The organism is Flavobacterium galactosi, assembly GCF_048158585.1.
Classification (GTDB): domain Bacteria; phylum Bacteroidota; class Bacteroidia; order Flavobacteriales; family Flavobacteriaceae; genus Flavobacterium; species Flavobacterium galactosi.
This window is the reverse complement of sequence record NZ_JBLNKV010000003.1, coordinates 250841-275183: the sequence shown is the minus strand read 5'-3', so window position 1 is coordinate 275183 and position 24343 is coordinate 250841. Positions and strand designations below refer to the sequence as shown.

The window sequence follows — 24343 nt, the reverse complement described above, 5'->3', positions numbered from 1 at the left end:
AACCACAATAAAAAAAAGTAAAAATGAAAAATATTATTTTAATACTAATGGTAAGTTTTCTTGGATTTGCTGTTCAGGCTCAAGAAAAGAAGAATAAAAATGCTAAATATGTAACTGAAGTAAACGGGAATTGTGAACAATGTCAGAAACGAATTCAAAAAGCGGCTTATTCAGTGGCTGGAGTGAAATCAGTAATTTGGAGCATAGAAACCCATCAGTTGAGTTTGATACTGAATGAAGAAAAGACGTCTCCATTAGATGTGAAAAAAGCGATTGCTAAAGTAGGTCATGATACGGATGAAGTGAAAGCGACAAGCGAAGATTATCAAAGTCTTCATACCTGTTGCTTGTATGAACGAGAATAATTTTAAACCCAAAGTGAAAGTTTTGGGTTTTTTAATTTTGTTTAAATGATACGATTTAAAATGGGTTTGTAATTAAGTTTATCGCGCTTGCTTAATGCTTTTATGCGTTAATTAAACTTTAAAGTATGGCAATAAATTGTGGTTGAGCTAAATTATTCTTACTTTCACGACCAATAAATTTAATTACAAATCGTTTTATGAATAATTTTGATTGGACACAATTACTTAATCCGGAATTTTATATTAACCTTCAAATAGGAGAAGTTCAAATAGGTTTGTATATCGTTTTATTTATAATTTTTGCCGAAACTGGTCTTTTTGCCGGTTTTTTTCTTCCTGGAGATAGTTTGCTTTTTCTTGCGGGAATTTACAGTAAAGATTTGGTCCAAAATATGGTTACTATAGAAAGTGATTTTATTAATGTAACTTTATTGTCGCTATTGGTTGCTGCCGCAGGAATTGTGGGAAATATGGTTGGCTATTGGTTTGGAGCAAAAAGCGGGTATTATTTATTTAAAAAAGAAGATACTTTTTGGTTTAAGAAAAAATATCTTTTGCAATCAAAAGATTTTTTTGAAAAATATGGTGGGAAAGCCATAATATTTGCTCGTTTTTTACCAATTTTCAGGACTTTTGCGCCAATTGTAGCTGGTATTGTATCTATGGATAAAAGTAAATTTATGTTCTTCAATATTTTAAGTTCTTTTTTATGGTCCTTTATTTTGATTTTCTCCGGACATTATTTGTACGGTATTTTTTTAGAGAAATTTGGAATTGATTTGAAAGAACATATCGAATATATTATAATCATCATTGTTCTTATTACTACGGTTCCAGTTTTATTCAAGCTTTTGAAAAAAAGGGTTCATATAAAATAATGATTAACAAGCATAAATAAAAAACTCCGTTTCAATTAAGAAACGGAGTTTTTTTATTTAAAAATGAGAATGAATTACATCATTCCAGGCATACCACCACCCATTGGGTTTCCGCCACCATGATCTTCTTTAATATCAATCAAAGCACATTCGGTAGTCAAGATCATTCCTGCAACAGATGCTGCATTTTCTAATGCCACACGCGTTACTTTCTTAGGATCGATAATACCAGCTTTAAGCATATCTACATATTCGTCAGTTTTTGCATTGTAACCAAAATCACCTGAACCTTCGGCAACTTTTGCAACAACAACTGAACCTTCAAGTCCTGCGTTTTCAACAATAGTTCTTAATGGAGACTCTACAGCACGAGATACAATTTGAATTCCTGTTGCTTCATCAGCATTGTCCGCTTTGATAGTGCTTAAAACATTTTTAGCTCTTAATAAAGCAACACCACCACCAGCAACAATTCCTTCTTCAACAGCAGCACGCGTTGCGTGAAGTGCATCATCAACTCTGTCTTTTTTCTCTTTCATTTCTACTTCAGAAGCAGCGCCAACATAAAGAACAGCAACTCCACCAGCTAATTTAGCCAAACGTTCTTGTAACTTTTCTTTGTCATAATCAGAAGTTGTAGCTTCCATTTGACCTTTGATTTGGTTTACGCGGTTTTTGATCATATCAGCTTCGCCAGCACCACTAACAATTGTTGTGTTGTCTTTATCGATAGTAACTTTTTTGGCAGTTCCTAACATTTCGATAGTTGTGTTTTCCAAAGTGTATCCTCTTTCTTCTGAAATTACGGTACCTCCAGTTAAGATGGCAATATCTTCAAGCATTGCTTTTCTTCTGTCCCCAAAACCAGGAGCTTTTACTGCAGCGATTTTCAAGGCTCCACGTAATTTATTTACCACCAATGTAGATAATGCTTCTCCATCAACATCTTCAGCAATAATCAATAATGGTTTTCCAGATTGAGCAACTGGTTCCAAAACTGGTAACAATTCTTTTAATGACGAAACTTTTTTGTCGTATAAAAGGATGTAAGGATTTTCCAATTCTACTTCCATTTTTTCTGAATTGGTCACAAAATAAGGAGAAAGATATCCTCTGTCAAATTGCATACCTTCTACAACGTCAACGTACGTATCTGTTCCTTTAGCCTCTTCAACAGTGATAACTCCTTCTTTTCCAACTTTTGCAAAAGCGGCAGCGATTAACTCACCAATTACTTCATCATTATTAGCAGATATTGAAGCAATTTGTTTGATTTTTTCAGAATCACTTCCTACCACTTTGGCTTGTTTTGCTAGGTCAGCGACAATAGCTTCAACAGCTTTGTCGATACCACGTTTCAAATCCATAGGATTCGCTCCTGCAGCAACGTTTTTCAAACCTTCTTTTACAATAGCTTGTGCCAAAACAGTTGCAGTTGTAGTTCCATCTCCAGCTAAATCATTAGTTTTAGATGCAACTTCTTTAACCATCTGAGCCCCCATATTTTCCAATGGATCTTTCAATTCAATCTCTTTTGCAACGGTAACACCATCTTTAGTAACAGTTGGCCCACCAAAAGCTTTTCCAATAATTACATTACGACCTTTTGGTCCTAAAGTTACTTTTACTGCATTTGCCAATGCATCAACACCACGTTTTAATCCGTCACGTGCTTCAATATCAAATTTTATGTCTTTTGCCATTTCTTTTTTGTTTTCCTCACCCCGGCCCTCTCCAAAGGAGAGGGAGCCAAGATGAAATATTATTAAATATTTTATTTGTTTATTTCGTCTCCTCCCCTTCGGGGAGGTTGGGAGGGGATTTTAGATAATTGCTAAAATATCGTCTTCACGCATTATCAAATAATCTTTTCCTTCTAGTTTCAATTCAGTTCCAGCATATTTTCCGTAAAGAACAGAATCACCAATTTTTACAGTCATTGTGTGGTCTTTTGTTCCGTTTCCAACAGCAACTACAGTTCCTTTTTGTGGTTTTTCTTTAGCTGTATCTGGAATAAAAATCCCTGACGCAGTTTTAGTTTCAGCTGCTACTGGTTCGATAAGAACTCTGTCTGAAAGTGGTTTAATGTTTAAAGCCATGATTTTATATTTTTTTTATTATTTTTATGATTGCATTTAAGATTTCAGAAATTGTGCCATCCTATTATAACTGACATATTTTCTTATAAAAAATGCCAGCTTTGACAGGCTGGCATTTAGAATAAAAGGTGTTGTTTTATTTTGCTGGATTTGTTTCAGCAGGTGTGTTTTGAACTGGAGATGCTGGAGCAGCAGTTGCCGGTGCAGCAGTTCCTGTTTGTTCAATAATTTTAGAATCATTATCACTTAATGCTCCTGTAAAGCTTAAACTTGAAAGTAATATAAGTGCAATTAAAATAGTAGCAAGTGTCCAAGTGCTTTTGTCTAAAAAATCTGTTGTTTTTTGTACACCACCTAACATTTGAGAACCACCTATAGTAGAAGATAATCCACCACCTTTAGGGTTTTGAACCATTATTACTACGATTAATAGGAAACAAACTATTGTTATTAAAACTAAAAAAATTGAAAATGTGCTCATTGTTTAATTATTGTTTTGTTGTAAAATCTTAATATCCGCTATGCGGTCTGCAAAGAAACTACTTTTTTCTGGATATTTCAAAATTAATATTTCATAAGCTTGAATCGCTTTTTGATATTTTTTTTGTTCCAAATAAACTCGTGCTAAAGTCTCGGTCATCAGATAGGAATTGTCATCTTTATTAAGGTCAAAAGTAACTGTTGACGGAACACCATGTTTTACAGGCGAAATCTTTGGGCTGGTTTCTATAAATTTATCAATTAACGCTGCTTTTTTCTTTTTGTCTTCATCTTCAATTGGCGGAGTTTTAGAAATATTCACACTTTCAGTTTCTCTAAGAATAGGCTGTGTTCGGGATAATTGAAGCCATTCTTGGAAAGAATGTTGTTCGCTTATGGAAAAATCCAAAGGAGTTCCAATGGCTAATTTTTCTTCTGTGGTTTTCGAATTTTCATTAGATTCTAACGGTAAAGCTTCCTTTATAGAAGTAAGAATCGATTGTTCCAGCGTATTTATCTTGTGCTCCAGTTTTTCTTTATGAATAATTATCTCACTATCAACTACTGTAATGTCAAGAAGCGCTACTATTTTTTTATCGTATAAATCTTTTTGAATCGCAGTAAAAGTATCCGAAGTAATAAAGTCAAACAATACCGTTCTGTCAGTCGTATGTGCGGCAGTAACTTTCAATGCAAAATTATACTTAAAACTATTTTGGTTATAAAGACCTTTTAAACGTAAAGCTCTGGCGCTTTGAAAATATGGAAATTCATCCAATACATTTCCCAATGCTTCCGTTTGCTTTTCATTGATAGCATCTGGTCTGTTTATTAAATAAGTATAATCGGTTACGTTCATAAAGGTTATTCGTTTATTTGGCTATTCGTTTATTTGTTCTTCGATAACCGAATCAACAAATTACCGAATCAACACCTCATTTACCATTTAGCAAGAGAGTCATTAAAGATATCTTGGGTTATTCTTTCGAAGATTTCTTTCAATGCACTATTCAAAGTAGAACCTACAAGTTGTTGCTCAGCCGGATAATCATAATAAAACTCAAATGTTTTTTCAAAATCATCTGTCTCTTTATTTTTATTGGTAAAACGAACATTTACTCTTATTTTCAATCTGTTTTGAGAAGCTTGTTGATCGGCAGTTGCGGTCATAGGGCTTATTCTATAATCTACAATTTCCCCTTCGTAAGTCAAATCTGCACCGCTTTTTACTAAATTTAAGTTGGTTTGATTCTGAATAATGTCTTGTAATGCCAACGTAAAGGTTCTGTCAATACCAGGTTCAATTAATTCAGCATTATTTTGGAAAAAATTAACCTGAAATGTTTTTGCATCAATTTTCCCTGTCCCTGTAAAGTTGTAAACGGAGCAACTATTGAAAGTTACTGCGATTAACAAAATAAAAATATAGTGTATGTTTTTCATTATAAATTTTAAAAGTGCTTCGCCCGTTCGCTAATCATGGGCCAAAGATATTCATTTTCAATTTGATTTTTTACAAATCGAATTGTTTGATTTTTCGATATAAAGTTCTTTCGGAAATCCCTAATTCATCTGCGGCAGCTTTTCGTTTTCCTTTATTTTTTTCCAATGATTTTTTAATCATTTCAATTTCTTTCTGCTCTAATCTTAAGATTTCCTCTTCCTCTTCTATTGTTTCAGCAAACAGGTAGCTATCGTCATTCTCTTGATAACGTTCTTCTTTATTTGGAGTAGTAATCAAAGCGGTTCTTGGTTCTTCTTCAAAATCTATTTCGCTGTCATTTTCTTGAGAGCCATATATTTTTTTGATTAAATTTTGATTTGTTTCCTGCACTTTAGAACTTCCACTTTGCATCAGTTCCAAAGTAAGTTTTTTCAAGTCATGCAAATCACTTTTCATGTCAAAAAGTACTTTGTACAAAATTTCTCTTTCGGTATTGAAATCGCTGTCGCCTTTCTTGTCTTTAATTACTGACGGCAAGTTGGTACCTTCAACTGGTAAATAAGATTGTAAAGTTGCTGCCGAAATTTCACGGTTCGTTTCCAAAACCGAAATTTGTTCTGCCACGTTTCTCAACTGACGGATATTACCGCTCCAACGAAATTTTTGCAAAACAGCAACAGCACTTTCGTCTAATTTTAAAGGCGGCATCTTGTATTTATGTGCAAAGTCAGATGCAAATTTTCTAAATAGCAAGTGAATATCTTCTTTTCGTTCTCGCAACGGAGGTAAAGTAATATCTACGGTGCTCAAACGATAATACAAATCTTCACGAAATTTCCCTTTTTCGATAGCATTAAACAAATTAACATTGGTAGCAGCTACAATTCGCACATCAGTTTTTTGCACTTGTGAAGAACCTACTTTTATGAATTCGCCATTTTCCAAGACACGAAGCAACCGCACTTGAGTAGTCAAAGGCAATTCACCAACTTCATCAAGGAAGATAGTTCCGCCATCAGCCACTTCAAAATACCCTTCACGTGTGTTAGTTGCGCCAGTAAAAGCTCCTTTTTCATGTCCAAAAAGTTCACTGTCAATCGTTCCTTCAGGAATGGCTCCACAGTTTACAGCAATGTATTTTCCATGTTTTCTATGTGAAAGCGAATGAATGATTCTCGGGATATTCTCTTTTCCAACACCACTTTCACCAGCAACTAATACCGAAATATCAGTAGGAGCAACTTGAATGGCTTTTTCTATGGCACGATTGAGCTTTGGGTCATTCCCAATAATCTCAAATCGTTGTTTTATAGCTTGAACTGATTCCATATTTTTTTATTTTGCACGAATTTCGTAAATTATTAAAACTGATTTTTTTTGTTTAAATAATATATTCGATTCGTAGAATCTACTATTGTGGTTTTGTTAATGTGTCTTTCAAAGGGACTGTTTTTTCAACTTTATGTTTTGGAAAATAGGCTCTAATGATAAAGAATGTAATTCCAAATCCAATTATAAAAGTAACTAAACCAATCATTATATTTTTTCTTAACATTTTACTCTTTTAAAATTTTCTTTATGAATTTAAATTTCAGCTAATTTTTCTAATTCATTTCACTCAACCCAACTGCTTCTCCTTTCAAAGTTCCGCTGGTACAACTCAAAATTCTCACATTCACAAAATTCCCAATATTATAATTTTCTTTGGGGAAAACTACGGTGATGCTTTGTGAATTCCTTCCTGAAAACTCTTCAGTCGATTTTTTGGAAACTTTCTCTACCAAAACTTCTACGGTTTGACCAATGAATTCTTCACTGCGCAACCAGGCATGTTTTTGTTGTAAATCGACAATTTCCTGCAATCTTCTTGCTTTTGTTTCGTCGGTTACATCATCTTCCATTTTTCTTCCTGCTAAAGTTCCCGGACGTTCGGAATACGAATACATATAACCAAAATTATACTTCACATATTCCATTAAGCTCATTGTATCTTGATGATCTTCCTCGGTTTCTGTCGGGAAACCAGCAATCATATCTTGCGAAATGGAGCCATTGGGAATAATAGTTCTGATTTTATCAATCAAAGTCATGTATTCTTCACGCGTGTGCAAGCGGTTCATTTCTTTTAGGATTCTATTGCTTCCGGACTGGACAGGCAAGTGAATGTGCTTACATATATTAGGATGTTTTGCAATCACATGTAAAATACTTTCGTGCATGTCCTGTGGATTTGATGTCGAAAATCGAATACGCATTTTAGGAAAACCAACCGCTACCATTTCTAGTAATTGATCGAAATCTACAGCTGTTGCTTTTTGCATTTCGGTGGCATTTTCGAAATCTTTCTTCAATCCGCCGCCGTACCATAAATAACTATCCACATTTTGACCCAAAAGTGTAATTTCTTTAAAGCCTTTGTCCCACAAATCCTGAATTTCTTTGATGATACTTTGCGGTTCACGGCTGCGTTCTCGTCCTCGGGTGAAAGGCACCACGCAAAACGTACACATATTATCGCAACCGCGGGTAATAGAAACCAAAGCCGTAATTCCGTTGCTCATCAATCGCACAGGCGAAATATCTCCATAAGTTTCATCCTTCGATAAAATCACGTTAATCGCATCGCGTCCTTCTTCCACTTCTTGCAAAAGGTTCGGTAAATCTTTATACGCATCAGGACCCACAACTAGGTCTACAATTTTTTCTTCTTCCAGAAATTGACTTTTCAAGCGTTCCGCCATACAGCCTAAAACGCCCACTTTCATCTTTGGATTAATGCGTTTTACCGCATTGTATTTTTCTAGACGTTTGCGAATCGTCTGCTCCGCTTTGTCCCTAATAGAACAGGTATTAACCAAAACCAAATCGGCTTCCTCCAGCACTTGAGTGGTATTATATCCGTTTCCAGATAAAATAGAAGCTACGATTTCACTATCCGAAAAATTCATCGCACAGCCATAACTTTCTATAAATAATTTTTTGGTATTCTCGGGTTTATGTTCTAGAACTAGACTTTCGCCTTGTTTACTTTCTTCAATAATCTTTTCCATCCTATATTTTCAAAGCACAAAGATAACGCAATTCAAATAAATATGACAAGATGTCAGCCGAAGAATTAACATTGTTTTAAGGCATTGTTTCCAAGGAGCTATCTCCCGCTTTTCGTTACAATCTTTTTATTAGCCGAAAAAGGCAAATAAAAAGGATTTTCACTGCAAATGAAATTCACTGAACTCGAACTAGAATAAATGTATTGTGAAGTAATCGGGGGTAAAAAACTTCTCTTTACTAAATCATTTCTTTATAAATCTTCGCCTAATAGTTTTAAAAATGAATTCAAAATCTCAATATTTAAAAAAAAAAGATACTTTTGTTCCAGAAAAATAGAGCAATGGCAAAGAATTTAGTTATAGTTGAGTCCCCTGCAAAGGCAAAAACAATCGAGAAATTTCTAGGAAGTGATTTTCAAGTAGAGTCCAGTTATGGGCATATTGCTGACTTACCTTCCAAAGAAATTGGTGTAGATGTAGAAAATGGTTTTAAACCCAAATATGAAGTTTCTGCCGATAAAAAAGCATTGGTAAGCAAATTAAAGACTTTAGCCAAAAATGCCGAAATGGTCTGGTTAGCAAGTGATGAGGATCGCGAGGGAGAAGCAATTTCTTGGCATTTAGCCGAAGAATTAAAATTAGACAAAAAGAAAACCAAGCGAATTGTTTTTCACGAAATCACTAAAACTGCGATTCTAAAAGCGATTGATAATCCACGAGAAATCGATTATAATTTAGTCAATGCACAACAAGCCCGTCGTGTTCTAGATAGATTGGTTGGGTATGAATTGTCGCCTGTACTTTGGAGAAAAATAAAAGGTGGACTTTCTGCCGGTCGTGTACAATCGGTTTCAGTTCGTTTAATTGTGGAACGTGAAAGAGAAATTCAGAATTTCAAAGCCGTTGCAACGTATTCCATTGTAGCAGAATTTACTAACGAAGCTGGAAAGTCATTCAAAGCCAAACTGCCTAAAAATTTCAATACTAAAAAAGAAGCCGAAGATTTTTTAAATAAAAATATTGGTTCTACCTATAAAGTTTCAGATTTAGAAACGAAGCCTACCAAAAAATCACCAACTGGTCCATTTACGACTTCAACTTTACAACAAGAAGCGGCTCGTAAACTGTATTTGCCTGTTGGAATTACGATGCAATTGGCACAACGTTTATACGAAGCTGGACTTATCACTTATATGAGAACGGATAGTGTGAACTTATCCAAAGATGCAATGGAAGCTGCTCAGGCAGAAATTATCAAATCTTATGGAAAAGAGTTTTCAAAGCCTCGAACTTTTGTCAATAAAAGCAAAGGTGCACAAGAAGCACACGAAGCAATTCGTCCTACGGATATGTCGCGTCACACGGTAGATATCGATAGAGATCAAGCGCGTTTGTATGATTTGATTTGGAAAAGAACATTGGCTTCGCAAATGAGTGACGCGCAATTAGAACGTACTAACGTCAAAATTGAGGCGAACAATCATGGCGATATTTTCACGGCATCCGGTGAAGTTTTACTTTTTGAAGGTTTCTTGAAAGTGTATTTGGAAGGTCATGATGACGATGAAGAGGAGCAGGAAGGCATGTTGCCTGCGATGAAAGTCAACGAAAAATTACAAAACAATTATGTTACAGCTACCGAAAGATATTCTCGTGCAGCTGCAAGATATACCGAAGCTTCTTTGGTAAAAAAATTAGAAGAATTAGGAATAGGCCGTCCTTCTACTTACGCACCAACAATTTCTACGATTATCAACAGAAATTATGTGGAGAAAGGAAATCTTGACGGTCAGGAGCGTAATTATACACAGCTGACTTTGCAATCAGGAAAAGTTGGTGAGAAATTGCTGAAAGAAAATACAGGTTCTGATAAAGGAAAATTAGTGCCTACAGATATCGGAACAATTGTTACGGATTTCTTGGTTAAGAATTTCGGAAACATTTTAGATTATAATTTCACTGCAAAAGTGGAACAGGATTTTGATGAAATTGCAGAAGGAAATATCGAGTGGACAAAAATGATGCAAGAGTTCTACGATAAATTTCACCCAACAGTGAAAGATGTTGAAGCCAATGCGGAAAGAGAAAGCGGCGAAAGAATTTTAGGAACAGATCCAAAAACGGGGAAACAGGTTTCGGTGCGTTTAGGGAAATTTGGTCCAATGGCTCAAATTGGAGCTGCAGATGATGAAGAGAAAAAGTTTGCCAGTTTAATGGCGGATCAAAATATTGGAAATATTACTTTAGAGGAAACTTTAAATTTATTTTTGTTACCAAAAAATCTTGGACAATATAAAGATGAGGAAGTTGAAGTGAGTAATGGTCGTTTTGGACCTTATATTCGCCACGGAGCAGCTTTTGTTTCTTTGCCGAAAGGCGAAAATCCCTTAGACGTAGATTTTGAAAGAGCGAAAGAATTAATTGACGAAAAAGCAATAGCTGATGCGCCAATTGCAGTTTATAAAGGCGAAGGTGTTCAAAAAGGCGTGGGTCGTTTTGGTCCTTTTGTCAAATGGAACGGTTTGTTTATAAATGTAAGTAAGAAATACAATTTTGATAATTTGTCACAATCAGACATTGAAGAATTGATTGAAGATAAATTACAAAAAAATATTGATAAGGTTTTACACAACTGGGAAGACGAAGGAATTTTGGTCGAAAAAGCCCGTTGGGGACGTTCGGTGATTACCAAAGGGAAAATCAAAATTGAATTGAGCAAAGATGTTGATGCCACAAAATTAACATTAGCAGAAGTTCAGGAAATGATTGCCAAGAAAACACCCGCTAAAAAAGTAGCTGCCAAAAAAGCTCCAGCAAAGAAAGCTGTTGCTAAGAAACCAGCAGCTAAAAAGAAATAATAATAATAAATTCCAGTTTCGTCCCCCTCTCTCCCGACACTTCGGGATGGAGGGGGTTGGGGAGAGGAAAAAAAGAAATAAAATGGAATTTGATTTTCTGAAACCCGTAGACGATGAAATCCTTAGTTATATAAACGGATTAACTTCTCAGCAATTGGGAAGTAAAATTGTATTGCATACAAAAGAACAGTTTCCGGATTTAAATAAGATTAAAATTGCTGTAATAGGCGTTTTAGAAAATCGAGGAGATAAAAAAGCTGTTTCGGATGTTGATTTAATACCACTTAGAAAAGAATTGTATGGATTGTTTCCAGGGAACTGGGATGCTTCAATTGCAGATTTAGGGGATATCCTTGCTGGAAATTCGGCTGCGGATACTTATTTTGCATTAAAAAAAGTAGTTGCAAGCCTAATCAAGAAAAAAATTACTCCTATAGTTATCGGAGGTTCTCAAGATTTGACATATGCACTTTACAGGGCTTATGATGATTTGGAACAAATGGTCAATTTAGTTTCCATTGATAATAAATTTGATTTTGGTAAGGATGAAGAAGAAGTTTCAGCCTCTTCTTATTTGACTAAAATAATTGTAGACGAACCTAATAATCTTTTTAACTATTGTAACATTGGGTATCAAACGTATTTTAATTCACAGGAAGAAATAGATTTGATAGAGAAATTATTTTTTGATGGCTATAGATTGGGTGAGATTTCTAATAATATTGCCCTTGCTGAACCAGTTTTTAGAGATGCTGATTTAGTGAGTATTGATTTGAATTCAATTAAATCATCTGATTCAGGGAATTTTATTTCGTTTGCGCCTAATGGATTTAATGGTAAAGAAATTTGTTCGTTGTCCAGATATGCAGGAATAAGTGATAAGGTATCTTCTTTTGGATTATTTAATCATAATAATTCGGTTCAGGAATCTGTCATTATTGCACAGATAATCTGGTATTTTATAGAAGGATTTCATTATCGTTCTAATGAATATCCTTTTGGAAGCAAGGAAAACTATTTGAAATATATCGTTCCATTGGAAGAAGAGGAGCTTGTTTTTTATAAAAGCGATAAAACGGACAGGTGGTGGATAGAAATACCATTTATTTCAAACGGTAATAATAAATTAAAAAGAAATACGTTATTACCATGTTCCTACGATGAGTATTTATTGGCATGTAATCAAGAATTACCTGAAAGATGGTGGAAAGCGCAAAGAAAAAACATTTTATAATTAATGTTTTTTGAAATTTATCTAAATACATAAAATCACCTTTAATGCTTAAGATAATTTTATACGTGTAATATTACAAAATTCACAAAAAAATCACTTTTAACGTATTGCATCGATTTTTTTTAGCACTTTATCGGTAAAATATTTTTTTTGTATTTTATTTAACTTTATTTTTGGCCTTGAATTAATTTAACAATGAAAAATATTGTTTTATTAATAAATAATAAATAGGTTTACGCAATTTTAAGACAAAGAATAGATAATCCAAACTTATATGAAGAATTTCATTGTATTTACGGCAATTTTGACACTGTTAATTGGCTGTGGTAAATCAAGCGACAAAGGAGAATTAGTTGGTATTAATGGAGGGAAATGGCATCCGGAAAAACCTTATGGAATGGCTTTAATTCCAGGTGGTGCTTTTATTATGGGTAAATCAGATGATGATTTAGCCGATGTTGAAGATGCGCCTACAAAAACAGTAACTGTTCGTTCTTTTTATATGGACGAAACTGAAATTACCAATAGTGAATACCGTCAATTTGTAGAATGGGTAAAAGATTCTACTATGAGGGTGCGATTGGCTATTCTTGCAGATGAAAGCGGGCAAAAAGCAGGTGATGGAAAAGGGAAAGGTAAAAATGCCGGAAGTATCGGTGATTTTGCTTTTAATGATTCTGATCCTGAAAAGATGACTGCATATGATAAATATATGTATGATAATTATTACAGTATAGGTACTGCTGATGATCCTTATGCGGGAAGAAAATTGAATAAAAAAGTGAAATTAATCAAAGATACTAAGTTATATCCTGATGAATATTATACTGAAGTGATGGATTCTATGTATTTGCCAATAGAAGCGTCCTATAATGGATTACGTACAATAGATGTAAATAAATTGAAATTCCGTTACTCATGGATGGATATTCAAGCTGCTGCCAAAGCTAAGGTAGGGAAAAGAAAAGATTTTATTAAAACGGAAGAAGTTAATGTATATCCTGACACCACTGTTTGGATTAAAGATTTTGCATATTCCTATAATGAGCCAATGCATAATGATTATTTTTGGCACAAAGCGTATGGAGATTATCCAGTTGTAGGTGTAAAATGGACTCAAGCAAAAGCTTTTTGTGCTTGGAGAACGTTGAATAAAAACACTTATATAAAGTCTAAAAAGAAAGGCCACGATTTGATAAATTCTTTTAGATTACCCACTGAAGCAGAATGGGAATATTCGGCTAGAGGAGGATTGCAGTCTGCAACATATCCTTGGGGTGGACCATATACTAAAAATGACAGAGGCTGTTTTCTTGCTAATTTTAAACCAAATAGGGGAGATTATGCAGCAGATGAAGCTTTGTATACTGTAGAGGCAAAATCGTATGAGCCAAATGGTTATAATTTGTATAACATGGCAGGAAACGTTTCGGAATGGACAGACTCTTCATATGATCCAAATGCATACGAATATGTGTCTTCTATGAACCCTAATGTTCTGGATGCTTCAAATAAACGCAAAGTAGTTCGTGGAGGTTCGTGGAAAGATGTTGCTTATTTCCTACAAGTAAGCACAAGGGATTTCGAATATGCGGATTCTGCAAGAAGTTTTATTGGTTTTAGAACCGTTCAGGATTACATGGGATTGCAAACTACCGGAAATAACAAAAGAGGTAAATAATAAATAACTATAAAAGAAACCAAATCTTTAAATAATTAACCCCAAAAAAAAATATTATGGCATTACTTAGCAAAAAAACAATGAATTTCGCATACGGAATGGGAGCGGCAGTTGTAATCATTGGAGCATTATTCAAAATTACTCACCTTGAATTCGGTTTTATAACTGGAAATTTAATGTTAACCATTGGACTTATTGTAGAAGCTGGAATTTTTGCACTTTCAGCATTTGAACCAGTTGATGATGATTTGGATTGGACGTTAGTATATCCTGAACTGGCAAATGGTAAAGCAACTGGCGTAAAAAAAGCAAAAATTGAAACTCCATCAGATGCTCAAGGATTGTTGTCTCAAAAGCTAGATGCAATGTTAAAAGATGCTAAAATTGACGGTGAATTAATGGCGAGTTTGGGGAGTAGCATTAAAAATTTCGAATCGGCTGCAAAAGGGCTTGCGCCAACTGTAGATTCTATTAATTCTACTAAGAAATATAGCGAAGAGCTGACTTTGGCTGCAGCCCAAATGGAATCTTTGAATAGTTTATACAAAATACAATTACAAAGCGCTTCAAGAAATGCACAAATAAATGAAGAAGTTGCTGAGAATAACTTAAAATTAAAAGACCAAATGCAGTCTTTGACATCTAATTTGTCATCACTTAACAATGTATACGGAGGAATGCTTTCTGCAATGCACAATAAAGGATAATTAGTTTCAAACTATATAAAAATAACAAACTAATTAGTAGAAAATATGGCAGGAGGAAAACTAACCCCTAGACAGAAGATGATAAACCTGATGTACTTGGTTTTTATCGCAATGTTAGCATTAAATATGTCCAAAGAAGTGTTGTCAGCTTTTGGAATTTTAAATAATAAAATAGTAGAGTCTAACTCTATAACTGACACTCGAAATCAATCTTCATTTGAACAATTAGCTCAAAAGGCGGTGGATCAGCCGGGGCAATTTGGAGATAAAAAAGCAAAAGTAGAAAAAATCAGAGCTTTGTCTAAAGATTTTACTGACTATTTAGAGAATATCAAAACTACTGTTACCAGCAAATTTGTAAGAGACGCAGAAGGGAATTTGCCATATGAGCAAATGGATAAAGGCGATTTGATTGACAGAAAGTTCTTTACAGGGGATAGAGTTTCTAAGGAAGGACAAGAGTTTTTAGATAAGATTAATAATTTCTCAACTCAAATCAAACAAATTGGCGGAAGCTCAATTGCTGATTCTGAAATGAAAAAAATTGAAGCCAGATTTGCCACTAAACCAGTTTATTCTGAAAAAGCAGGGGCGAAATTAGCTTGGATTGATTATAATTATAAAGGATATCCACTTATTGCTACAATTACAAAATTGTCTCAATTACAAGCTGATATTAAAACAACTGAAAGCGATGTAATGACTGGAATGTTCCAATCTGATTTAGTTGCTGCAGCCTCTCTTACCGCTTATCAACCGATAGTGGTTCTTGAGAAGTCAGTTTTCTTTCAAGGAGAAGCGGTTAAAGGAAAGATTATTCTCGGAAAATTCGACCCTTCATTAAAAGCTAAATCAGTAATTGTGAATGGTTCAAGTATTGCAGCACAAGCTGGTCAAGCTAATTTTTCTTTTGGAGCAGGTAGCATAGGGGAGCACCCAATTGGTGGTTCTTTCAATTTTGATGAAAATGGAAAAGTAGTTAGTTTACCTATTAAAGATAAATATGTAGTTGTAGCAAGACCAAAATCGGCTACAATTTCTGCCGATAAAATGAATGTTGTTTATAGAGGTGTCGTAAATCCTATGACAATCTCTTTTGCGGGTGTATCAGCTGATAAAGTTACGGCATCTGCTCCAGGATTGAGTTCTGCAGGTGGAGGAAAATACAATATGAGCCCAGGAGCAGGAACTGAAACTGTTATCAATGTGACTGGAACACTTCCTGACGGTTCTAAGGTTTCGGATAAAAAAACCTTCAGAATAAAAGGTATTCCTGGACCAACTGGAACTATTAGAGGAGAAATGGGTGTGGTAAAAGGACCTAAATCAAATTTACAGATTGCTACAATTGGAGCTAAATTAGTTGATTTTGATTTTGAAGTTGGTTTAAATGTAGTTGGCTTTAATTTGAAAGTAACTGGTCAGCCTACTGTTGTTGTTCAAGGGAATAAATTGAATGCACAATGTAATGCAGTTCTTTCTAAAGCGGTTAGGGGTGACCAAGTGACTATTTCTGAAATTAAAACAAAACTTGTAGGTGCGGGTAGTTATTTATTGCCAAGAACTGCTCCAGTAATTTTTGAAATACAATAATAAGTAGTTATACAAACCACTACTTCATTAACTTATAATGAAATCATGATGAATCTAAGAAATTTTTTAATAGCTATTATCTCCGCCACGTGGAGTTTTGCATCTGTAGCACAATCTAATTTGCTTAATGCTAAAACACCAGATCAGATAGGACTTAAAACTGCGGCACAGCTCATTTCTGATAATGACAAACCATTGGCTTATGGTTATGTGCATGACAGAGACGTTTTGATGGGTAAAACAACATGGGAAATAATCGATTTAAGCGAAAAGATTAATTTTTCTTTGTATTTTCCTATTGATACTGCTAATATCGGTTCTGATAGAAGGTCTTTATATGATGTTTTGACAAAGGCAATGAGAAATGGTAAAATAACAGAAGTGTATACTGACAGTTATTTTAATACCAAAAAATCTATGAAAGATATTCAAGGTTCATTGACCCGTATTGACACAACTGACGCAGGAAGAGAGCAAATAAATGCAGGAGCTCAGATATCTCCTGAGTATATTTTAAAATCAGATCTTACAGCACAAGATGTTACCCAATATAAAATTAAGGGATACTGGTATTTTGACAAACGTCAAAGTGAATTGAAGTATCGTTTACTTGGAATTTGCCCTGTTACACCAGATGTGTTTACAATGAACACTGATGAAAAAGATTACATTGAGCTATTTTGGATATTTTTCCCTGCTGCAAGAGACGTATTACATGAAGCAAAAGCTTTCAATGATAAAAATTCTGCTATGCCCGTTTCTTTTGATCAAATTCTTAATTCAAGGAAATTTAACAGTGTCATTTACAAAGAAGAAAACGTTTATGGAGACAGATCAATTGCTGAGTATATGAAAGATAATGCCCAGAATCAATTGTTAGAATCAGAAAGAGTGAAAGAAAAAATTCGCAATTTTGAACAAGATATGTGGAATTATTAATTTCAATTTTACAAAATAAAGTGAAACTCTTACTGTAATGGTAAGAGTTTTTTTGTTTTAATGTGTTTACTTTGTATTTATTTTAAAAGTTTTATTTCAAATGATTGATTATTTAATAATAGGTTCTGGGTTAGCGGGTATTTCATTTGCAGAGATTGCGTTGCGTAATGAGAAAACTATTTTGGTGTTGGATAATAATTCCCAAAATTCATCTAAAATTGCCGGAGGTTTGTATAATCCGGTTATACTAAAACGCTTTAGTGAAGTATGGCAAGCCCAAGAGCAATTAATAATGATGAACGAGTTTTATACTTTTTTAGAAAAAAAACTAAAATGCAAAATAGATTTTAAAAGACCTATTCTAAGAAAATTTTTCTCTATCGAAGAACAGAATAATTGGTTTGCTGCGTCAGATAAAGTAGCATTGGCTCCTTTTTTATCCACACAATTAATTTCTAAAAAGTATTTAGGAATTGATTCGCCTTACGGGTACGGAAAAGTCTTGCAAACGGGCTATGTGGATACAGCCTTGTTATTAAATAAATACAGAGAATATCTGGAACAAAACAATCTCTTTAAAGAAGAATCGTTTGATTATGATGTTTTGCAAATAGAGACAGACGGTATTCGGTATAAGGAGATTCAGGCCAAACATATAATTTTTGCTGAAGGTTTTGGTATGCATTCAAATCCATATTTTAAACATTTGCCGCTCGACGGAACTAAAGGTGAGCTTTTTATTATAAAAGCACCTCAATTGGATTTAGATGTAATCGTAAATACCAGTGTCTTTATTTTGCCTTTAGGCGATGATCTATTCAAAGTAGGAGCTACTTATAATTGGAAAGATAAAACGGATTTGCCTACAGAAGAGGGAAAGATAGAATTAGAGGAAAGGATAAAAGAAATTATAACCTGTAATTTTGAAATTGTGGAGCATTTTGCTGGAGTTAGGCCAACTGTAAAAGACCGAAGACCATTAGTAGGCACACTTAAAAATTATGAATCAATACATATCCTGAATGGTTTGGGAACAAGAGGAGTTATGCTGGCACCCGCAATGGCCAAAGCATTATTTGACACTATAGAACATCAAATTCCTTTAAATAAGGAGATTGACATTAACCGATTTCTCCCTAAAGGGCAGCAATAATATTATTTTAGTTTTGTTTTTGGATCATATGAAACAAACATATTGATATATATGTTTCTTGAGAAACGCAAAACAAACGGGAAGGAGAGAATTAATGCCACACTTATTGAAATAAAGGCAACTTTCAGGCTGGAGCCAAAAATTATAAAAGAGATTATAAAAGCAGCGATTCCAATTGCAACATTCAATCCATAACTGACATACATTGCTCCGTAAAAAAAGGAAGGTTCGATCTGATATTTTAAACCACAATGGCTGCAATTTTCATGCATTTTTAAAATTTTAGTGAAATGCAGTGGGTTTTTATCCAAATACATACTCTCATTCTGACATTTAGGACAAGTTCCTGTTAAAATGCTATATAATTTGGATCCTTTTTTTAACATTTGCAAAAAATTTAATTTTTCCTTTTTTAGTCCCGACAATTCGGGATACAAATTTACAAATTCAAAAAGGAATAAAATAACAATACATGCTTAATATACACAATTTATCCGTTTCGTTTGGTGGTACTTATTTATTTGAAGAAGTAACCTTTCGATTGGGTGCTGGAGACCGTGTAGGTCTTGTTGGGAAGAACGGGGCCGGAAAATCGACCATGCTTAAAATGTTGGCAAGAGATTTTGCTCCTGATTCAGGTGTTATTTCTCAAGAGAAAGACCTTCGAATGGGATTCTTGCGTCAGGATATCGATTTTGAACAAGGAAGAACGGTTCTAGAAGAAGCTTATGAAGCTTTTACGGAGATTAAAATTGTTGAGAAAAAACTTGAAGAGATTAATCACTTGTTGGTTACCCGTACCGATTATGAAAGTGACGAATACAGCCAAATTATAGAAGACTTATCTGATTACACCCATCGTTTTGAATTATTGGGCGGATATAATTATGTTGGAGACACTGAGAAGATTCTTCTTGGCTTAGGTTTTAAAAGAGAAGTTTTTGATAATCAAACCGAAACTTTTTCCGGAGGATGGAGAATGCGTATCGAGTTGGCTAAATTATTATTACAGGCAAATGATGTTTTGTTGCTGGATGAGCCTACAAATCACTTGGATATTGAAAGTATCATTTGGTTGGAAAGTTTCCTTCGTAATTATCCTGGCGTTGTGGTGATTGTTTCGCACGATAAAATGTTCTTGGATAATGTGACCAATAGAACCATAGAAATTTCTCTTGGGAAAGCCTATGATTTCAACAGGCCCTATTCTCAATATTTAGAATTGCGTCATGAAATCCGTGAAAAACAATTGGCAACACAAAAAAATCAAGCCAAAAAAATTGAAGAAACCGAGAAATTAATCGAAAAATTCCGTGCTAAAGCTTCTAAAGCTTCGATGGCACAATCGATGATTAAAAAACTCGACAAAATAGAACGTATTGAAGTGGATGAAGATGACAATTCTGTAATGAACATCACTTTTCCAGTTTCAAAAGAACCGGGGCGAGTGGTTATTGAAGCCGAAAATGTAACTAAGAGCTACGGAGATAAAACGATTTTGAAAGACATCAATCTTTTGGTTGAGCGAGGAAGTAAAATTGCATTTGTTGGACAAAACGGGCAAGGAAAATCAACTTTCATCAAGGCTATTGTAGACGAATTTGAATATAAAGGAAATATCAAGTTAGGGCATAATGTACAGTTGGGTTATTTTGCACAAAATCAAGCAGAATATCTTGATGGTGAAATCACCTTGTTGCAAACTATGGAAGATGCTGCAGCGGATACCAATCGTTCTAAAGTACGCGATATGCTGGGTTCTTTCTTGTTTCGTGGTGATGATGTAGAGAAAAAAGTAAAAGTCCTTTCTGGAGGGGAAAGAAACCGTTTGGCATTATGCAAACTGTTGTTACAACCCATCAATGTTTTACTGATGGATGAGCCTACAAATCACTTGGACATCAAATCTAAGAATGTTTTGAAAGCGGCGTTGCAAAAATTTGGTGGTACTTTATTGTTAGTTTCTCATGATAGAGATTTCTTGCAGGGAATGTCAAATTTGGTATATGAATTCAAGGATCAAAAAATAAAAGAATATTTAGGAGATATTAATTATTTCTTGGAACAACGCAATATGGAGAATATGCGTGAAGTGGAGAAAAAAGATGCTCAAAAAGCAGCAGCTCCCAAAGAAAGCAACAAAGCTTCTTACGAAGATCAAAAGAAAGGGAAAGCCCTGCAGAATAAATTAAGCAAAGTGGAGAGTCAAATCAAGCAATTAGAAAAAGACATTCAGCAAGATGATAAAATGCTTGCGTCTAATTACGATAAACACATTGAGGATGCTAAATTTTTCACAGCATACAACAAGAAGAAAGCAGAGTTGGATAAATTGCTTTTAGATTGGGAAGGCGTTCAAGAAGAAATTGATAATTTATAAAAGAAAGAGAGTTCCAAATTTTTGGAACTCTTTTTTTATACAATAATTCCAATCATTTTAGAGTGTGCAATGGCTTCACTGCTATTTTTGAAATAACAAACCGAAACTTTCAAGGTTTCTAAATTTTTCAAAATAGCGGCTACTTTTTCTTTTTTAGAGTCGCCGGTTTGTCGGATATAAACTGCTTTTACTGTAACAGGGAAAATTTTACAAATTGCTTCGTATAAAAAGGCATCATGCTGTGAATCGTCACCCAGCAGTACATATTCTAAATTGGGGTAGAATTCCAGAATATGTTTTATTTTGTCAAACTTATGATTGTGATTACCTCTTCCGGTCAGAAAAAAATCAGTCAGACTCGTCTTAATATCTTTCAATAATAAAACTGCTTTTGGCAGTTGATGTAGTTCAGTGAATTTTATAATAAAACGGTACAAATTCCATTCGCTACTCGAAACATAAAAAAAAGCATTGAATTCTTCTTTGTTTTCTCTTCCAGCCGTACTTAATGCCTGATAATGTGTGACAACGTCTTCGTAAATTTTTCTTTTATTTATGTTTTTGAATAACAAAACATATAATTTCTTAAAAGGATTCAGTGTATGTGATACTAAAAAGGTATCGTCGATATCGGATATAATTCCTAAATTGCCTTTGTGTGGGCGAATGTAACTGTCTTTGGTAGTTATCGTTTCGTCATTATAAACAATACTTACTTCATAGTCAATCCATCCATAAAAGGCAAATTGGTCTAATGGTACGCAAAATTTAAAATAACCGTCATTCAGTGTTTTGGTATGGATTTTTATTTTATTATGGTCTAAATAGACATCAGCATTTGCTTGTGTTTTAATTCTAAACATACCAATGACTGAAGTTGCATTTTTGATATTTTTTTTCTGAAAATCATAATCTTTGGCTGTTGTCGGTCTAAAAACATGACCCATAACTATTAATTCCTGTTCATTAGCATAGCCGCGGTATAATTTTAAAATAGGTTTCATTTATTTAGTACTTTTGGGATGAATTGTAAGCTGTAAGTTTTCACCAATAAAAGTAGGCAAATTTTGAGAAAGAATATCATAATGGTCGTTAATCCTATTTCTGGAGATATTGATAAAGCAGAACTTATTGCAAGTGTAACGCTTTTTGGCGAAAAAGAAAACCTGAATCTTGTCATTTATACTACTTCGGGAGTTGATGATATTGTCAATATAAAAGCGCTTTATGAAACCTACAAGCCAGAACGAATCATTGTGGCGGGTGGTGATGGAACAATAAAAATGGTTGCTGAGGCAATGGAAAAACAGAATGTGATTCTTGGGATTTTACCTGCTGGTTCTGCCAACGGTTTAGCAGTAGATTTAGATTTACCATCAACACTGGAAGAAAATTTAGCAATAGCGTTCCATAATAATTATATGGAAATAGATATGATTTCCATCAATGGAAAAAAAAGTATTCATCTAAGTGATTTGGGGCTTAATGCGGAAATGATTAAGAACTATGAAAAAAGTACCATTCGTGGTAAATGGGGCTATTTTTTACAAACTTTTAGTACTTTGATTGATTTAGAGGATCCTTTCACGGCTACTATTACTGGTGATTTTGAAACAATTGAATGTGTGGCAAGAATGATTGTAATAGCTAATTCTAAAAAATATGGCACAGGAGTTTCCATCAATCCAAATGGAGTTATGGATGATGGGAAGTTTGAATTGGTTATTTTGAAAAACTTGGATTTGGTAACACTCGGGAAAATTATCACTGGGAATATGCCAATAGATTCCGAAGATATAGAGATAATTTCAACCGATAGAGCAACAATAACGACAAATGTACCAGTTAGTTTTCAAATTGATGGAGAATATTTTGGAACAAAAACAAAGCTGAATATCGAAATTTTACCTAAACAGATGAAAGTAGCAATTCCTAATCCATCTAATGAAATTATTTAAATGGATTTCGTTCTTGCCAAATAGTTTCAGGTTCTAAATATTTAAAAATTTTAGGCATGTAGGAATTAAGTATGGGATTGCTGTGCTCTATAAAACCATACATTTTTACAGGTTTTGCTCCTACAGAACTTTTAATTTCCAAAGCCGTTCTTGCAAAAACAATTTCCTTAAAACCTTTATTGATAGAATAGGCAATCATATCGTATAACATATTCAAATACAACATTTTTTCACGTTGGATACTATCATCATATCCTAGAAAATAGGTATCCATCACATCGCCATTTTTTATTAAAGTATTAAAACCAATTAGTTTTCCATCAATGAAATAGCCATAAAAAAGGAATTTATCTTTGAAGGTTTCTTTAAAAGTTCTAAAATGATTTTTCGGAAGGAAAAAAGTATTGAAAGGGGCATTTTTGGCTACATGAATATACAAATCATAAATGGTCTCTTCATTTGCAATGATGTCTTCGAGATGCATTTTTCTTTTTTCAACCACAGCTGCTTTTTTTCGGGCTCTTTTGTATTGATCTCGGTATTTTTTTGAAAGTGAGTCAATGTAATCTTGCTCTGATTTCCAATTTTCATTAATCGAAAAAACCATATTTGGCTGTGTCGAAAACTGATAATCGGTTTTAAATTCTGGAATGTCAAAGTTTTTAATTTCTTCTTTGTCAAAATCTTTAAAGGAGATGATATGAATCTTTTTGCCTTTGGATTCAAACATTTTTTTCAATGCAGCTGTCGCCAATTTTAATGTTTGTAAAGCTTTCTTTTTATCTATAGTATTTGAAAAAGAAAAAGAATTTTGTCCGGTTAACATATTGTTGCCAATGAGTAATACATTGGAACAAAAGTTTCTGAAAGCAAAATTCCGTAAAGCGGTTTTGACACATTTATCCCGTTCTCCAAAGGATTCCAATTTATTTAAATCTAAAAATTGTGAAACGGCAATACCAACTAAAATATCATTTTTAAAAATTCCGATAAAATGACAAATCATGTTTTCTGGAGGTGATTTTTCTAGTACTTCCAGATAGTTTTTGGATAAAAAAATAGTTGATATAGCTAAATCATTCCAATTTTTTGGAAGTTGAGCGGTTGAATTATAAATTTTGAAAGAATAAGATGTATTCAAATTGAATTTTAATTTTTTACCAAAATTAGTTAATAAAGTTAAAGTATTGTTCTATGATTCTAATTTAGCTAACTTTATATGAATAAAAAAATAAATTATGAAAACGTATACAGAGCAAACAGTTCAATCCCAATTAAAAGAGCTTAACAACTGGCAATTTATTAATAATGGAATAGAGAAAAAGTTTAAATTTTTAGACTTTACTCAGGCATTGGGTTTTATAGTTCAGGTAGGAGTGATGGCTGAGAAAAGAAATCATCATCCGGAATTATTTAATGTATATAATAAAGTGACCATTCGGTTGACTACTCACGATGCTGATGGAGTCACAGATAAGGATGTTGAGTTAGCAAAAGCTATTGAGCAAATCCAATAAAAAATAA

23 protein-coding genes are annotated in these 24343 nt (G+C 33.9%); 12 read left to right on the top strand and 11 right to left on the bottom strand.

Annotated elements, in window-relative coordinates; all coding sequences use genetic code 11:
* Nucleotides 1-23: 23 nt before the first annotated feature.
* The gene (locus ACM55M_RS07960) at nucleotides 24-365 is read left to right on the top strand and encodes a heavy-metal-associated domain-containing protein (RefSeq protein ID WP_416857018.1); all 342 of its coding nucleotides are present in this window, start codon (nucleotides 24-26) and stop codon (nucleotides 363-365) included.
* A 197-nt stretch (nucleotides 366-562) separates the two neighbouring features.
* On the top strand, nucleotides 563-1243 hold the full coding sequence (locus tag ACM55M_RS07955; protein ID WP_416857017.1) for a DedA family protein: 681 nt from the start codon (nucleotides 563-565) through the stop codon (nucleotides 1241-1243).
* A gap of 74 nt (nucleotides 1244-1317) precedes the next feature.
* Here ACM55M_RS07955 and groL read toward each other — a convergent pair whose 3' ends face one another.
* The 8 genes from groL to miaB form a co-directional block, all read right to left on the bottom strand.
* Nucleotides 1318-2946, bottom strand: coding sequence for a chaperonin GroEL (groL, locus tag ACM55M_RS07950; RefSeq protein ID WP_416844654.1), 1629 nt, complete (start codon nucleotides 2944-2946; stop codon nucleotides 1318-1320).
* Between the two features lie 120 nt (nucleotides 2947-3066).
* The gene (locus ACM55M_RS07945; protein ID WP_035670228.1) at nucleotides 3067-3342 is read right to left on the bottom strand and encodes a co-chaperone GroES; all 276 of its coding nucleotides are present in this window, start codon (nucleotides 3340-3342) and stop codon (nucleotides 3067-3069) included.
* A 136-nt stretch (nucleotides 3343-3478) separates the two neighbouring features.
* Nucleotides 3479-3823 (bottom strand): preprotein translocase subunit SecG, encoded by a 345-nt coding sequence (secG, locus tag ACM55M_RS07940; protein WP_416857016.1) that lies wholly within the window; start codon nucleotides 3821-3823, stop codon nucleotides 3479-3481.
* A 3-nt stretch (nucleotides 3824-3826) separates the two neighbouring features.
* Complete coding sequence (locus ACM55M_RS07935; protein ID WP_416857015.1) at nucleotides 3827-4681, bottom strand: tetratricopeptide repeat protein; 855 nt, start codon at nucleotides 4679-4681, stop codon at nucleotides 3827-3829.
* Nucleotides 4682-4761: 80 nt separating this feature from the next.
* Nucleotides 4762-5265: an LptE family protein gene (locus tag ACM55M_RS07930; RefSeq protein WP_416857014.1), complete on the bottom strand. Its 504-nt coding sequence runs from the start codon at nucleotides 5263-5265 to the stop codon at nucleotides 4762-4764.
* Between the two features lie 70 nt (nucleotides 5266-5335).
* Nucleotides 5336-6595, bottom strand: coding sequence for a sigma-54 interaction domain-containing protein (locus tag ACM55M_RS07925; protein ID WP_416857013.1), 1260 nt, complete (start codon nucleotides 6593-6595; stop codon nucleotides 5336-5338).
* Nucleotides 6596-6677: 82 nt separating this feature from the next.
* Nucleotides 6678-6821, bottom strand: coding sequence for a hypothetical protein (locus ACM55M_RS07920; protein WP_416857012.1), 144 nt, complete (start codon nucleotides 6819-6821; stop codon nucleotides 6678-6680).
* 49 nt (nucleotides 6822-6870) lie between these two features.
* Complete coding sequence (miaB, locus tag ACM55M_RS07915) at nucleotides 6871-8316, bottom strand: tRNA (N6-isopentenyl adenosine(37)-C2)-methylthiotransferase MiaB (protein WP_416857011.1); 1446 nt, start codon at nucleotides 8314-8316, stop codon at nucleotides 6871-6873.
* Nucleotides 8317-8657: 341 nt separating this feature from the next.
* Here miaB and topA point away from each other — a divergent pair, with 341 nt between their 5' ends.
* The 7 genes from topA to ACM55M_RS07880 all read left to right on the top strand — a co-directional run bounded on the left by topA (nucleotide 8658) and on the right by ACM55M_RS07880 (nucleotide 18481).
* Nucleotides 8658-11174 (top strand): type I DNA topoisomerase, encoded by a 2517-nt coding sequence (topA, locus tag ACM55M_RS07910; protein WP_416857010.1) that lies wholly within the window; start codon nucleotides 8658-8660, stop codon nucleotides 11172-11174.
* Between the two features lie 82 nt (nucleotides 11175-11256).
* On the top strand, nucleotides 11257-12408 hold the full coding sequence (locus ACM55M_RS07905) for a formimidoylglutamase (RefSeq protein ID WP_416857009.1): 1152 nt from the start codon (nucleotides 11257-11259) through the stop codon (nucleotides 12406-12408).
* Between the two features lie 274 nt (nucleotides 12409-12682).
* Nucleotides 12683-14089 carry a T9SS ring complex lipoprotein PorK/GldK gene (porK, locus tag ACM55M_RS07900; protein ID WP_416857008.1) on the top strand — a complete coding sequence of 469 codons (1407 nt, stop codon included), beginning with the start codon at nucleotides 12683-12685 and terminating at the stop codon, nucleotides 14087-14089.
* A 56-nt stretch (nucleotides 14090-14145) separates the two neighbouring features.
* Complete coding sequence (porL, locus tag ACM55M_RS07895) at nucleotides 14146-14796, top strand: type IX secretion system motor protein PorL/GldL (protein ID WP_416857007.1); 651 nt, start codon at nucleotides 14146-14148, stop codon at nucleotides 14794-14796.
* Between the two features lie 45 nt (nucleotides 14797-14841).
* Entirely contained in the window at nucleotides 14842-16389 is a 1548-nt protein-coding gene (porM, locus tag ACM55M_RS07890) for a type IX secretion system motor protein PorM/GldM (protein ID WP_416849212.1), read from the top strand.
* Nucleotides 16390-16437: 48 nt separating this feature from the next.
* Nucleotides 16438-17328, top strand: a complete 891-nt coding sequence (gene porN / locus ACM55M_RS07885) for a type IX secretion system ring subunit PorN/GldN (protein ID WP_416857258.1) — start codon at nucleotides 16438-16440, stop codon at nucleotides 17326-17328.
* A 100-nt stretch (nucleotides 17329-17428) separates the two neighbouring features.
* Entirely contained in the window at nucleotides 17429-18481 is a 1053-nt protein-coding gene (locus ACM55M_RS07880; RefSeq protein ID WP_416857006.1) for an NAD(P)/FAD-dependent oxidoreductase, read from the top strand.
* A gap of 2 nt (nucleotides 18482-18483) precedes the next feature.
* On the opposite strand, the gene ACM55M_RS07875 is transcribed toward ACM55M_RS07880, so the two are convergent.
* Nucleotides 18484-18867, bottom strand: coding sequence for a DUF983 domain-containing protein (locus tag ACM55M_RS07875; RefSeq protein WP_416857005.1), 384 nt, complete (start codon nucleotides 18865-18867; stop codon nucleotides 18484-18486).
* 86 nt (nucleotides 18868-18953) lie between these two features.
* Between ACM55M_RS07875 and ACM55M_RS07870 the strand changes: the two genes are divergently transcribed.
* Entirely contained in the window at nucleotides 18954-20861 is a 1908-nt protein-coding gene (locus ACM55M_RS07870) for an ABC transporter ATP-binding protein (protein ID WP_416857004.1), read from the top strand.
* Nucleotides 20862-20896: 35 nt separating this feature from the next.
* Here ACM55M_RS07870 and ACM55M_RS07865 read toward each other — a convergent pair whose 3' ends face one another.
* Nucleotides 20897-21865 (bottom strand): App1 family protein, encoded by a 969-nt coding sequence (locus ACM55M_RS07865; protein ID WP_416857003.1) that lies wholly within the window; start codon nucleotides 21863-21865, stop codon nucleotides 20897-20899.
* Between the two features lie 63 nt (nucleotides 21866-21928).
* On the opposite strand from ACM55M_RS07865, the gene ACM55M_RS07860 reads away from it, so the two are divergent.
* Nucleotides 21929-22819 carry a diacylglycerol/lipid kinase family protein gene (locus ACM55M_RS07860; RefSeq protein WP_416857002.1) on the top strand — a complete coding sequence of 297 codons (891 nt, stop codon included), beginning with the start codon at nucleotides 21929-21931 and terminating at the stop codon, nucleotides 22817-22819.
* Here ACM55M_RS07860 and ACM55M_RS07855 read toward each other — a convergent pair.
* Entirely contained in the window at nucleotides 22812-23960 is a 1149-nt protein-coding gene (locus ACM55M_RS07855; RefSeq protein WP_416857001.1) for a GNAT family N-acetyltransferase, read from the bottom strand. The two genes, ACM55M_RS07860 and ACM55M_RS07855, sit on opposite strands and share 8 nt — an antisense overlap.
* Nucleotides 23961-24057: 97 nt before the next feature.
* Between ACM55M_RS07855 and ACM55M_RS07850 the strand changes: the two genes are divergently transcribed.
* Nucleotides 24058-24336: a 4a-hydroxytetrahydrobiopterin dehydratase gene (locus ACM55M_RS07850; protein ID WP_416857000.1), complete on the top strand. Its 279-nt coding sequence runs from the start codon at nucleotides 24058-24060 to the stop codon at nucleotides 24334-24336.
* Nucleotides 24337-24343 lie beyond the last annotated feature (7 nt).